We start from the raw sequence: 12,496 nt of genomic DNA on the forward strand, positions 1-12,496 counted from the left end.
AAAATGCAGCCATCAGGCTGCATTTTTATTTTGTACTAACGCTAAGCAATTGTGATAAATAGCGTGGATTAATCGAAGTTAATTAGCCTAAATCCATCATCATGCTTCGGCTTTTAACCAAAGCTTGAAAGGCTTGCAATTGCTTTTTAGGTAATACTTTGGCTTCTGCGATATTAGCTTTCATCGCGTCAACAGGACGACCATTTACAATGAATTCATAATGTAAATGAGGGCCTGTTGAAGCACCGGTATTACCCGATAGGGCAATCACTTGACCGCGAGTCACTCGTTGTCCTTTTTTAACCAAAAACTTCGACAAATGTAGGTAGCGAGTGCTGACTTTATTATCGTGTTGAATCACAACATAGTTACCCGCAAAAGGATGCTTAGTCACCAAGGTCACCACACCATCACCGGGAGCCACAACAGGAGTGCCAATTGGAGTCGCAAAGTCGGTACCATTATGAGGACGCACGCGGCCTGTAATAGGATGTTTGCGATTAGGGTTAAAGCGAGAACTCAAACGGTATTGTCTATTAAGCGGTACACGTTGAAAAGCTGGGGTTAAACTTTGGCCTTGGATGTCGTAATAGTTGCCATCAGTGTTTTGAAATGCGGTTATGTCGCGACGACTGGTATTAATCCTAATACCTTCAATCGTTGTCATCCCCGTTAGTTCACCTTCAACGAACTGATCATTTACCAAAACCGAAAAGGTATCACCTGCATGTAACTCGCGTGAAAAGTTTAATTTCGACTTTAGTAATGACTCGACTTTTTGAATTTCAGCAGCACTTAAACCGGCTTTTTTAGCTGACACGTAAAAAGAACCATTAATTTCGCCGCCGACGATACGATTTTGCCAAATACCATCAATATTAATGTCATTTACAGCGTAAGTTCCATCTTCAAAACGAGTGAAAACCACTTGATGAGCAGGATTAAAATATAACTCTAACTTATCAAGTTCGCCGTTCGCGTTATCCCAGAACTGGATACGGTTACCGGGTAACAAAGTATCTAACGCTAACACTTCTAAATCAGCCTCAAGGACTTTGTACATGGTTCGTTGGTCGATACCAGCTAACTCAAATAACTGACTTAAAGTATCACCACTTTGGATCACGCGGTCTAAAATTGGCGATGTCGGCTTAACAATTTTCAAGGTACTGTCTTGCTGAGCGATATGTGGCAATAGTGAATCGATATCAATAGCCACGGGAATTCGTTGAGATGAAAACTCTTGTTGTGTTGGCCATAATAAGGCGGCACCGACAACAAACACGCTTGCTAGCAAGAATTTCTTGTGCAAGTTTGGTAAGTTCAATTGACTTACCGATGGCCGTTGGAAGGCCATTATTTTACTCATTAGCAATGTTTAATCCACCCTAAAAGATGACGTTTTATATTTATTGTTTTTTCTTTTACTGCAAACTGTTATTGCGATACTGAGAATAAAATGAGCTAACACGTTACGTTTAGGTCATTTTTGTCATCAATATGGCCTAATATTTGATACTTCGCAGTCCGGTAAAAACAGCTTAAAACGCGGGCTTCTGTACTCAAATTGCATTTCAACGCTCTTTTATATCAAAAAAAAATCATATTACAAATATAAAATGTTATTTAATTAATATTAATTTTGAACTCAATGGCAGTCATTACGGGAGTTTGAGGTAGATCAACTGCCGTTAATCGCAAATTCATGCTGTAATTTACTTATACCAAGACCATTCATTTTATTCACTTTTATCTGCACGTCGATCCGCTCTTTCATCGCTTCGATATGGCTAATCACGCCTATCATTTTGCCCGATGCATTTAAATTATCTAATGCATCGAGTGCGGTATCTAGAGTTTGGCTGTCTAAGGTACCAAAGCCTTCATCTAAAAACAGTGAGTCAATGCTCGTTTTATGACTTACCAAGTCAGATAGCGCTAACGCAAGCGCTAGGCTAACCAAAAAGCTTTCACCGCCGGACAAGGTTCGGGTATCGCGAACTGCATCACCTTGCCAGGTATCGAGCACTTGTAACTCTAATGCATCCGACTCTTTGCGCTCTAATAAGTAACGGCCCTGGAGACGTTCAAGCTGTCGATTAGCTAACGCTACTAAATGATCTAAAGTAAGCCCTTGAGCAAATTTGCGGAACTTATCGCCTTTTTGTGAGCCGATGAGAGCATGCAAGTAGACAAGATCGTCATAAACTTGCAGTGATTGTGCCTGCTGTTTTAACAGTTGCTGCTGCCCTTCTCGCCTATTGGCATCAAGTTCGAGCTCGTGCGTTAAGCGCCACAAAGTTTGGGTTAATTGTTGATGCTCTGAATCGAGCGTCTGATGCTGCTGTAATATTTCACCTTGTTGGGCTAAATCATAACGATGTTGTTGCCCAAGCTGCATCAACTCAGTTTGGCGCGCAACGGCCTGCTCAACCAAGGTTTTGGCTTTAACAATTTCATTGTCTAATTGCTGTTTAAGTTGTTGCAATCGATAACGTTCATCCGCGCTAAGTAACGCTTGCTCAAAAGCCTGTCGATCATCAAATGGACTAGCATGTAAGGCACTCATCCATTGGCGGTGTAATTGCTGCCATTCTTGATTAACTTGTGTTGTCTGAGTTTGGGTGGCGCTTTGCTGCGCACTTAAGCTAGCAAGATGTTTATCCGCTGCTTGTAATTGCAGCTGTACTGTCGCTAATTGTTGCTGAGCTTGCTCTAATGCTGTTTGGCTTAGCTGTTTTTCATCCTCAATCACTTTATCTGCAAAAATAAGCTTACGTTGTGCCTGTAGGTTGCTGAGCTGCTGTTGTGCATTATCGAATTGCTCTGTCACTGCACTTAACCTTGTACTCAAATCCTCCGCTTGCAGATTATTGGCCATGAGCTTTTCAGCCGTAATACTCAATTGCTGCTGATTATCATTAGCCTGCTGCTGCGCTTGAGTCCAAAGCTCGAGTTGCTGTTGTAACTGGTTTAGCCAATCTACGGCATCGGCTATTGTCGGCGCCGTTAACCCTGTGGCGATAATCTGTTTTTCAAGCCCGTTGAGTAATGACGTTTGCTGCGCAGTCACCGTCTCCACTTGCTGCTGACGACTGAGTAAACCTTGCTGCAAGTTATCAAGCTGTTGTTGTAACAGCGCTTGCTGATTAATCAACTCAGCAAGCACTTGTTGAGCTTGCACCACATACTGCTGATGCTTATGTAAGGTTTTTTGACATTGGCTAAGCTGAGAGATTGTGAGCGCTAATTGCTGTTGCTTGGTTTCAGTTTGGTCGATGTAATCGCTTAATGCGGACTGCTGCTGCAAATCCAATTCAAGAGATATTGATAAAGCCTCTGTTTGCTGCTGCCACTGATGAACTATGGTTTGGATGTCTGCTTGAGTTTGAGTTAACTGTTGTTGCGTATTGTCATAATTAATTTGCAGCGCCGTTTGTTGATGTTTAATTTGCTCACCTTGTTGTTTAATCGCGTCAAGCTCAGCCTGCAACTGTTGTGCTCTTTGTTCTGTCGCTGACACATTGAGTGTTTGGTAGCGCTCAACTAAGGGATGCTCGGTTGAACCGCATAAAGCACAAGGCTCACCGGCTTTAAGTTTGGCACGCTCTATGGTTAAACTGGCAATTTGCTGTTCTTGGTGCAATAACATTTGCACATCTTTAACTTGCTGATTTTTATCACTCCACTGGCTTCTTACCCCAGAAAGAGACTGCACCAGAGCTTGCAACTCAGTCTCAAATTGCACCGAATCAGCAGTTAACTGCTGGCATTGCTGTTGCTGGCGGATAAATTGGCTCAACAACTGGGTTAATTGATAGCGTCCCGCTTGCTGCTCAATCAGTTGCTGATAATCAGCATTAATTTGTGCTTCATCTTGGCCGGCCAATAATGCTGCTAATGCTTTTTGGCTGTCTTCTTGCTGTGATCTTGCTTGAGCAAGCTCAGTTTGAGCTTGTTGTATTTGCGGCGCGAACGCCCCTAGCTTCACCTGGTTGTGCTTGATCGCATCTTGTTGCTGCGTACATAGGCTATTAATCTGGCCCAGCTGCTCGCTAAGTTGCACAACTTGTGTGTACTGGTTTTGCCAAGCGGCAAACTTTTTAGCCACTTCCTGGCCTTGTGGCAAACTCTCGAGCTGGTGCTGAATGTGTTGTTTTGCGGCGGTCAGTGTCTGTTGCTGCACTAATAAATCTTGTTGTTGCTCGCGCGTCTTTTGTTGCTGCTCATGGGTTTGTTGATGAGTTAATTTAATGTGGTTTAATTGATAATTGTGTTGATGGATCTGCTGATCCAACGGCAACACTTGCTCATCAATTAATGCCAGTAAAACGTTATGTGCCCGATTAACATTTTCAAGCTGTAGTAGGCTTTGAGTCTGCTTATGTTTATGCTCTTGCAGTAGCGTTTCAGCTTGCTCGGTTTGTTGGCTTAATTCACTCAACTGCGCCGTTAATAGTTGCGCTTTTTCGTGCGCTTTCTGCTGTTGTTCAAATAATGGCAAAATCTGCTGCGCAGGTTCACTGCGCTGTAATTGCATTAACGCGTCACTGTGTTGTTGCTGATTCGTTAGCGCCTGTTGCTGCTCAGCCTCAAGCTTAGCTAATGACTGCTGGGCTTGCTCAGAACTATTGGCCCAGGTAATAAACTGACTTAATTGAGTCAGCTGTAATTGTTGCTGCTGCAAGGTTTGGCTATATTGTTCAATCTGGTCTTTGTGTTGCTGTATTTGCTGTTGATCAAACAACTCGACACTGCCAAGTTTTGCCTCGAGCAATTTCAAATTGGTTTTGGCTTCGCTAAAATGCTGGTGAACTCGTTCTGAGATCAGTCCATAAATTTCGGTGCCGGTGAGCTCTTCTAACAATTCAGCACGATCATTGGCATCGGCATTCAAAAAGGCCGCAAACTGCCCTTGAGACAACATCATTGATTTGGTAAAACGAGCAAAGTCGAGCCCAGTAATTTGTTCAATTAATTCTGTTTTACGCTTTATTTGGCTGGCAAGAATTTTACCGTCACTTAGCTGTGCCAGCTCCACTTGTGCATCTTGCAGATTACCATCGGCTTTATCACGCGAGCGCCTTTGACTCCAAAAAGCACGATAAGCAACGCCTTTAACTTCAAACTCAACTTCGGCTAAACATTCAGCGGTGCCGCGAGTCATTAACTCATTAGTGGTTTTAGAGATATTATTTAACCGTGGCGTGCGATGGTAAAGCGCTAGGCAAATAGCATCCAGTATGGTGGTTTTACCCGAACCTGTGGGCCCAGTAATGGCAAATAAACCGTTTTCAGCAAAAGGTGATTGGGTAAAGTCGATTTTCCACTCATTTTTAAGCGAGTTAATATTTTTAAAACGAAGGCTTAAAATTTTCATGACTGTTCACCGTCTGTCGCACTTTGTGTAACAACCTCAGTGTTAACCTGATGAGACATAGTCTCTTGCAACACATGACTTGCAGCGGTTTCTTGAGTATGTCGCTCAGACTCAACCTCAGCAACCACTTGGCTAAAGCGCTGCTTAATGCGACCTAACTGCGCCTGCTGCAACTCACTGTCAAATGTTTCTTGAGCTAAACGTCGAGCAAAGACCTCATCAACACTTAACTCAGATAAGGTTTCATTATCTAACTGTTTAATATGTTGTTGACGTTGGCTACGGGCACGTTTTAATTGCAATACCTCAACCGCTTGACCTTGAGTCATGTCGGCGATACGCGATTGCAGATCTGAGAGGTAATCTTGCTGCGAGACTTCAATGCTTAACCAAGTCATGGTTGTGGCATCGGCTTGCACAGCAAATGCACTTATCTGTTGTTCAATACTGTCTAAGTCGCCTTTGAGCACCTGCATCGGCTGAAAAATGGGTACAAGCAACGGCGTAACCTGGCTGAGTGCGGCATGGCTAAACTCAACCAGAAATACCGATTTATTTGGCGTATTGTCGCTTGATAGCTCATCAAAACTGAGTGCAATAGGTGAGCCGCTATAACGAATATGGGCAGATTTCGCCACCACTTGTGGCCGATGAATGTGGCCTAAGGCAATGTAATCTGCGGCCGGGAAAAGTGCCGCGTTAAAGGCATCTAAACTGCCAATATAGATATCACGTACGGATTCAGAAGTACTTGCACCAACAGTGGTTAAATGGCCGGTCGCAATAATAGGCACTGGTGTTGCCAGCCTTGTATTAACAAGCTTTGCTTGCTCAAAACAACTTTGATAGAGCTCACTAATGGCATCACCTAATTTGCGTTGTTTATCGATTGAAGATTCACCAGATTCACTTAACACCACATCTCGTGGGCGTAAAAAAGGTAACGCACATAAAATAGCTCCTACTTCACCCATGCGATTTTTTAGGGTAAAGACATGCTCTTCAACACGTTCGAGAGCCCCTGGGATAACCACGGTATTAAGGCAGGCTAACAGGTTTTTAGATTCATTTAAGGTTGATACTGAATCGTGATTACCACCCAGTAAAATTAGCTGACAACCTGTTTGTTGAATTTGAACAATGAATTGATTATACAAGGCGCGGGCATAGCTTGGCGGCGTGCCAGTATCGAAAATATCACCCGCAACAATAAGGGCATCAACTTGATGAAGGTCGATTTGCTCAAGTAACCATGCCATAAAAGCTTGATGCTCGGCTGCGCGGCTTTTGCCATAAAAATATTGGCCGAGGTGCCAATCTGATGTGTGAATAATGCGCATAACATCCCTTTTAATCAAAAACGCTTAATAATGGCGTGAGTAAACCCGAATTGCCGCTATTACGATCACATATATTGCGACCACAATAATTTACCGCTCATTCCCAATGACATGATCACCACCAAAGGTTTAATAATTTTAACTCCTTTAGTGACCACAAGGCGTGAACCTAATGTGGCACCAATGGCCTGGCCTACCAGCATAATTAATCCTAATATCACCGCCACTTGACCACCAATTAAGAAGAAAATGAGCGAAGCAATATTCGTGGCAAAATTGAGCAGTTTTGCATGCGCAGTGGCTTTAGCTAAACCAAAACCGGCTAATGAGACAAATGCCAAGGCAAAAAAGCTCCCAGTACCTGGGCCAAAAAAACCATCATAGAAGCCAACGCCTAATGCAGCAGTAAATGCAAATACGCTTGGCGTGAGGATTTGTTGGCGGTCTTGCTCACTGATTTTTTTAGACAATAAAAAATAACAACCAATGGCTAAAATCAAAAAAGGTAACACTACCTCTAACAGTTTAGCGTCAATCATTTGTACTAATATGGTGCCAATTGAGGCACCGATAAAGGCGCAAATCAACGACAGTTTTATACTGCGTAAATCGACCAAGCCTTTACGGACAAAATATAGACTTGCAAAAAAACTCCCACCACAGGCTTGTAACTTATTGGTGCCTAAAGCCGCTGCTGGCGGCAGCCCAGCCCACATCAATGCAGGAATGGTGAGTAAACCACCCCCACCAGCTATTGCGTCAATAAAACCTGCAATTAAAGCAACAGCAAACAAAATAACGCCGAGTTGGAGCGTGAGTTCAAACATGAAAGTTCTCTATAATGGCAACAAATGTGAAGTCAGTAAGACAATAATAAGGCGTTATTAGACAATCTTTAACGTCAAAATACAAAGCGTTCCGAGTTATTTATTCGATTTAACTTAACTAATCGCAACTCGCATAAATAAATGATTATCAAACAGCTCAATGTTTGCATTGATTATCGTTTTAGGACACTGGCACTTTGCGCTTCAGTTGTGCATTGATATAGTAGCCGACCTAATGAACACTAGCTGAAGGCTTTATTATGATTGTTATTACCGGCGCGAGCAGCGGCTTAGGTGCCGCATTGACCCATCTTTACGCTGCAGAAAAACACAGTCTGTTGATCACTGGTCGCAGTGAGCAAAAATTGGCTAATGTCATGGCAGACTTAACCCCACTTGAACAAGCTAATGTAACCGCTCACGCAGCAGACTTATGTGTGGCACAGGATGTTAGTGATTTATTTTCGCGTTTATCGACGCCGCCTAGTCGGGTAATTCATTGTGCAGGTAGTGGTTACTTTGGCCCAATTGAACAACAATCTCCACATGCGATTAATCAACTAATTAACAATAACCTCACCTCAAGCATTCTACTATTACGAGAGCTAGTAAGTCGTTATCGTCATCACAAGGTGACGGTTGTTGTAGTCATGTCGACGGCAGCGCAGGCTGGCAAAGCAAATGAGTCAACCTACTGTGCTGTTAAGTGGGCTGTAAAAGGGTTGCTTGAATCCTTGCGACTAGAATTAAAAGACAGTCCCATGAAATTAGTTGCCGTTTATCCCGGAGGCATGGCAACCGACTTTTGGCAAACCAGTGGCAAAGACATCGATACTTCAAGCTTTATGACTGCAGCAGAAGCCGCCACGATGCTTAAACAAGCTTTAATCGCTACTGAGCATGGTTATGTGTCGGACATTACCCTTAATCGTAGTTAACAAGCCGTTTGTTGATTAAAGAGTTGGCTTTGTTGACCAATACCAGCAATATATCCAACCTGCTGGAGCAAAAACAATGTTTAACACTAAGGCATAAAATCCGACTAGCGGTAAATTAGTGGTTTTACCTTTGGCAAACTTTAAGGTGAAAAACACCACAACCAAGGTTAGAACGAAAATAATTTGGCCAATCAATGTGGCATTTAAATTCATGATTTTACCCTTTAATCATCAAGCCCGTTATGCTGAAATAGCAATATCGTTAACTGATGATACATTTAATATTAGATTATTGATAAGGCCACCACAATGTGTAAAAAAGTCGTCGTAATACTGGTGTCGATCAACCTGCTTCTTGGCTTGTCAGCTTGCGCTGAATTAAAACACACTGGCAAAGAAATCGGTCACACCACAAAAAAAGTGACCACAGCAATCGGTCACGGTACGCGCGATGCCGTAAAGGCCATTGGTCACGAAACTAAAGAAGTCATTAATGACATAAAAGAAGATGACTAAATTCCGTTGTATAAACTAAGAAAAAGCCGTTAATGCGGGGCATTAACGGCTTTTTTTGAATTGGACAATTCAATTTTTAATCATGACTAAATGGCGATATTAGTGTTTACAATGCTCACCGTGTACATGGTCATCATCAGCAAATTCATCATCGCCACCTTGATTTTGCATTACGCCCCAACCATCAGAAATACCGTCAAATTCTTGCGCAAAGCTATTTAACTCGGTCTCTTTACCAACCAGTGCCGCGTATTCTGGCACCATTTGCAAGCAAACAATCACTTCCCACTTAGTGTTTTCTTCATCAAAATTTAGCTCAAGCTCGCCTTGCATATCGGTTTGGCTTAATGCCTCTAACGCTGACTCTGCATCACGTTGATCATCAAACACTAAGAAGAAATCGACTTCTATTGACTTAGTAAGATCAATACCGGCATCCGCCATTGCTGCCAACATTTGGCCATTATCATCTTCTGGGAATTGCATTTATCAATCCTTACTCTGCTGGAACAATTTCAATTGTTGTACCATTGAACGATACCATATCGCCAACAACACACTTTTTACGTTTACGCGTATCAACTTCACCATTAACGGTAACCTGACCTTCGGTAATGACATGCTTTGCTTCACCACCACCGTTAACTAAACCAAGTACTTTGAGTACTTTGTACAGTTCTACGAATTCATCACCTTGAAGTAATGCAAACGCTTGAGTTTGAGTCGTCACAATAATCGCCTTTTTATCAAAATATATCGGCTATTATAGCCTATGCCAGTTTAGCAAGCATCAAGCATTTTAAATGGACTACTAAAGGCATATTCAAAGCCTAACTGATGGCTGATTAATTGACCGTCGATAATTTTACTGGGTTGTTCCTGTTGATTAAACTGCGGCGCAATTAATCCCAGATGCTTGGTCGCAGCAACATAAAATTCACCGCGAGTAGGATGCTCATTTGCAGTAAGATTATAAATAGCTGAGGTATCTTTACGTGACAAAATCAAGCTAACGGCAGCAATACAGTCATCTAAATGCACTAAATTTACCGCAACATTGGCACCACTCACATCGGTTTTACCCGCAAAAAAGCGTCCAGGATGACGTTTCGGTCCAACTAAGCCTGAAAATCGCACAATACAGCTGTTTTGCATTGCAGAAAATATCGCTTCTGCTTGTAGTAAAATATCGCTGCTATCATTAAATGCCGCCGCATCTTGTTCGGTGACGATTTGATCTAGCGACGGATAAACCCCTGTCGTACTGATAAAAATCACTTTTTGGTATTGGCGTTCACCGATAAAGTTTTTCAATTGAGTTAAATAAGCAAGATAGTCAGTATCACCGCGCCTTAGTCCAGGCGGTATATTAATCACGATAGCATCGGCATCGAATAAAGATGAGTGTTTTGCATCAGCAATAATATGGGCCAAATCGAGTTGATAAGCCTCGATACCCGCTTGCTGTAACTGAGCTAAATCATCAGGATCACGCTTTGAAGCTTTTACCTTGAAACCTTGTTTAACTAACTGTGTGGCTAGTGGGAAACCAAACCAACCACATCCGATAATGGTAATTGTATTCATGTGTTCTCAGTGTAACTAGGTGATGTATTAGTGATTAAAGTGGTTAAAATAAAAGCTGATTGGGCTGTTAGCTTGTAATGTTTTAATCGCGCCTTCTGATAAGTCTTCTAGCTTAATGACTTCTTTTATTTGCACATCTTCATCAATTAAAAATCGAAAGCTTGGCTCTGAACCGCTGTCATGGCAGGACCATACATGAGGTTGTTTGACATCGGTAGTCGTCATCATCACCTTGGCAATATTGTCGTCGGTTAAGCGAACTATTGTGCCTGGTGGATAAATACCTAATATTTTAACTAACACCGAAATCAAATTGTTACTGTGCTTACTGCTTTGAGTTTTAAATAATATGCCCAATGCAATTTGTGGACTCTGATGTTGATGTAAAAGGATTTCATAACTATTGGCCAAAGACACTATTTGGGTTGTCTGTAAAATTTTTGCTTCGGTTAAATGATTAGGAAATCCACTGCCATCAATAAACTCGTGATGATGCAGCACAATATCCAGCATGGCTTCAGGAAACAATCCGGTTCGATTAAGAATGTCATAACCAAAGTTAGGATGCATTTTCAAAAAGTTACTTTCGTGATCGGTTAATTCACCCCGCTTGCGCCTAATGGTTTCAGGCACTTTGAGTTTACCGATATCATGAAACAAACTGCCTAATGCAATGTCACGCACCTCACTTTTAGTCAGTGATAAAGTATGAGCAATCAGCATAGAAATAACCGCCACTGAAATACCGTGCTGTGTGACGCTGATATCGGTTTCACCGCTGCCCACTAAGGTTAAATGAGGGGTTTCGCTTTCATACAAATGATCAACTAAATCTTCGACTAAAGTGGCCGCTTCCCGATAAGCGCCTTCAGGATCGCTAACGATTTTGCCAAACACGGTTCGACTATCATTAACTGATTTAAGAAAATGTTGTTGGCTAACGCGCATACTCTTTTTTGCTAATGGCCGATAATCGATTTCTTCAGCAACCACTTCTTCAGGTAATTCGATGTCTTCAGGTTCTGCAATTTGCGGCAATAAATCATGACCTTCAATCACATAAACGTATGACAAATCGAGACCTTTTATCATCTCAATTTGGACTTGTTTTTCAAGCTTAACTTTACTGCGGAAAAAAGGATGGCTAGTCCAAGATAAAGGCAGCTTAACGGTTAACCCGAGCACCATTTGCGAAACAGGTATTTTTAGTAATTCTGCTTTAGCCAAAATATCGATCCTTTTCACATTCGCCGAATGATGGCGGTAATGAAAGTGCCATTGTTACACTGACATTTTCACAAATAGACTTATGTGTATCAAGGTCTTACATCTTTACCTTTGGTGATGATCAAATATAGTGCATTTATGCCTAGGCGTACATTATTTCGTATCTTGTTTACTCTCATCTATTGATGACGTTGCAACTTGCGCCTCGGTCTCATCTTCAGTCCAATCGGCAAAGTAGTAGTATAATCGTTTTGACTTTAATACATAAATCACTGACCAAAAAAGAAAAAGTGCGTCAATTGAATAGCCAATTTTAAACAAAAAGTCATCGTGCATCATCCGCTGGAATAAAAATATGCCATCAAGGATAAGCAATGCCCATAAAAACCAACCACTGTTCTTAAACAGTGGAATGAGTATCGGCCAACTGCGTTTTCGTTCGGCAATAATAAGTCCATAAAGCAACACGGCGCCAACGCCAGCAATTAATGCTAAGACAAAGTCGCTTTTTTCAGGATAAAACAACCGAACTAAACCAGCGCGGTCATTAAACTGGGTGAGTGAGGCGATAAAAATACACCAACCACGGGCTAAAAAAACTAAGATTAAATACAAAAACAACGGTGGTTTAATATGACCGCGATCATCAAGCCAAGTAATATTACTAAAATTCACAATAGC

At 41.9% G+C, this 12,496-nt stretch carries 12 protein-coding genes; 2 read left to right on the top strand and 10 right to left on the bottom strand.

What is annotated here, in order from left to right; all coding sequences use genetic code 11:
- Positions 1 to 82: 82 nt before the first annotated feature.
- The 4 genes from H5123_RS14875 to H5123_RS14890 all read right to left on the bottom strand — a co-directional run bounded on the left by H5123_RS14875 (position 83) and on the right by H5123_RS14890 (position 7,547).
- Positions 83 to 1,369: a peptidoglycan DD-metalloendopeptidase family protein gene (locus tag H5123_RS14875; RefSeq protein WP_124016112.1), complete on the bottom strand. Its 1,287-nt coding sequence runs from the start codon at positions 1,367 to 1,369 to the stop codon at positions 83 to 85.
- A gap of 312 nt (positions 1,370 to 1,681) precedes the next feature.
- Complete coding sequence (locus H5123_RS14880) at positions 1,682 to 5,380, bottom strand: AAA family ATPase (protein ID WP_182698471.1); 3,699 nt, start codon at positions 5,378 to 5,380, stop codon at positions 1,682 to 1,684.
- Positions 5,377 to 6,720 (bottom strand): exonuclease subunit SbcD, encoded by a 1,344-nt coding sequence (gene sbcD, locus H5123_RS14885; protein ID WP_182698472.1) that lies wholly within the window; start codon positions 6,718 to 6,720, stop codon positions 5,377 to 5,379. The genes H5123_RS14880 and sbcD overlap by 4 nt, the downstream gene beginning before the upstream one ends.
- Positions 6,721 to 6,785: 65 nt before the next feature.
- A complete protein-coding gene (locus H5123_RS14890; RefSeq protein WP_124016115.1) occupies positions 6,786 to 7,547 on the bottom strand; it encodes a TSUP family transporter in 762 nt (253 codons plus the stop codon).
- Positions 7,548 to 7,807: 260 nt separating this feature from the next.
- Between H5123_RS14890 and H5123_RS14895 the strand changes: the two genes are divergently transcribed.
- Positions 7,808 to 8,485, top strand: coding sequence for an SDR family NAD(P)-dependent oxidoreductase (locus H5123_RS14895; protein WP_124016116.1), 678 nt, complete (start codon positions 7,808 to 7,810; stop codon positions 8,483 to 8,485).
- Positions 8,486 to 8,500: 15 nt separating this feature from the next.
- On the opposite strand, the gene H5123_RS14900 is transcribed toward H5123_RS14895, so the two are convergent.
- The gene (locus tag H5123_RS14900) at positions 8,501 to 8,698 is read right to left on the bottom strand and encodes a hypothetical protein (RefSeq protein ID WP_124016117.1); all 198 of its coding nucleotides are present in this window, start codon (positions 8,696 to 8,698) and stop codon (positions 8,501 to 8,503) included.
- 96 nt (positions 8,699 to 8,794) lie between these two features.
- On the opposite strand from H5123_RS14900, the gene H5123_RS14905 reads away from it, so the two are divergent.
- Positions 8,795 to 9,001 carry a hypothetical protein gene (locus H5123_RS14905; protein ID WP_182698473.1) on the top strand — a complete coding sequence of 69 codons (207 nt, stop codon included), beginning with the start codon at positions 8,795 to 8,797 and terminating at the stop codon, positions 8,999 to 9,001.
- 99 nt (positions 9,002 to 9,100) lie between these two features.
- Here H5123_RS14905 and H5123_RS14910 read toward each other — a convergent pair whose 3' ends face one another.
- The 5 genes from H5123_RS14910 to H5123_RS14930 all read right to left on the bottom strand — a co-directional run bounded on the left by H5123_RS14910 (position 9,101) and on the right by H5123_RS14930 (position 12,490).
- Entirely contained in the window at positions 9,101 to 9,487 is a 387-nt protein-coding gene (locus H5123_RS14910) for a ribonuclease E inhibitor RraB (RefSeq protein ID WP_182698474.1), read from the bottom strand.
- Positions 9,488 to 9,497: 10 nt separating this feature from the next.
- Positions 9,498 to 9,731 (bottom strand): RNA-binding S4 domain-containing protein, encoded by a 234-nt coding sequence (locus H5123_RS14915; RefSeq protein WP_124016120.1) that lies wholly within the window; start codon positions 9,729 to 9,731, stop codon positions 9,498 to 9,500.
- Between the two features lie 50 nt (positions 9,732 to 9,781).
- Positions 9,782 to 10,588, bottom strand: coding sequence for an SDR family oxidoreductase (locus H5123_RS14920; protein ID WP_182698475.1), 807 nt, complete (start codon positions 10,586 to 10,588; stop codon positions 9,782 to 9,784).
- 27 nt (positions 10,589 to 10,615) lie between these two features.
- Positions 10,616 to 11,815 carry an HD-GYP domain-containing protein gene (locus tag H5123_RS14925; protein WP_182698476.1) on the bottom strand — a complete coding sequence of 400 codons (1,200 nt, stop codon included), beginning with the start codon at positions 11,813 to 11,815 and terminating at the stop codon, positions 10,616 to 10,618.
- A 153-nt stretch (positions 11,816 to 11,968) separates the two neighbouring features.
- Positions 11,969 to 12,490 (bottom strand): DUF2919 domain-containing protein, encoded by a 522-nt coding sequence (locus tag H5123_RS14930; RefSeq protein ID WP_124016123.1) that lies wholly within the window; start codon positions 12,488 to 12,490, stop codon positions 11,969 to 11,971.
- Positions 12,491 to 12,496 lie beyond the last annotated feature (6 nt).

This window comes from Shewanella sp. SR43-4 (genome assembly GCF_014163845.1).
GTDB lineage: Bacteria > Pseudomonadota > Gammaproteobacteria > Enterobacterales > Shewanellaceae > Shewanella > Shewanella vesiculosa.

Bases quoted from the DNA above. Each gene is read 5' to 3' on its own strand.
- H5123_RS14875 (WP_124016112.1), bottom strand. From the start codon at position 1,369: ATGAGTAAAATAATGGCCTTCCAACGGCCATCGGTAAGTCAATTGAAC.
- H5123_RS14880 (WP_182698471.1), bottom strand. From the start codon at position 5,380: ATGAAAATTTTAAGCCTTCGTTTTAAAAATATTAACTCGCTTAAAAAT.
- sbcD (WP_182698472.1), bottom strand. From the start codon at position 6,720: ATGCGCATTATTCACACATCAGATTGGCACCTCGGCCAATATTTTTAT.
- H5123_RS14890 (WP_124016115.1), bottom strand. From the start codon at position 7,547: ATGTTTGAACTCACGCTCCAACTCGGCGTTATTTTGTTTGCTGTTGCT.
- H5123_RS14895 (WP_124016116.1), top strand. From the start codon at position 7,808: ATGATTGTTATTACCGGCGCGAGCAGCGGCTTAGGTGCCGCATTGACC.
- H5123_RS14900 (WP_124016117.1), bottom strand. From the start codon at position 8,698: ATGAATTTAAATGCCACATTGATTGGCCAAATTATTTTCGTTCTAACC.
- H5123_RS14905 (WP_182698473.1), top strand. From the start codon at position 8,795: ATGTGTAAAAAAGTCGTCGTAATACTGGTGTCGATCAACCTGCTTCTT.
- H5123_RS14910 (WP_182698474.1), bottom strand. From the start codon at position 9,487: ATGCAATTCCCAGAAGATGATAATGGCCAAATGTTGGCAGCAATGGCG.
- H5123_RS14920 (WP_182698475.1), bottom strand. From the start codon at position 10,588: ATGAATACAATTACCATTATCGGATGTGGTTGGTTTGGTTTCCCACTA.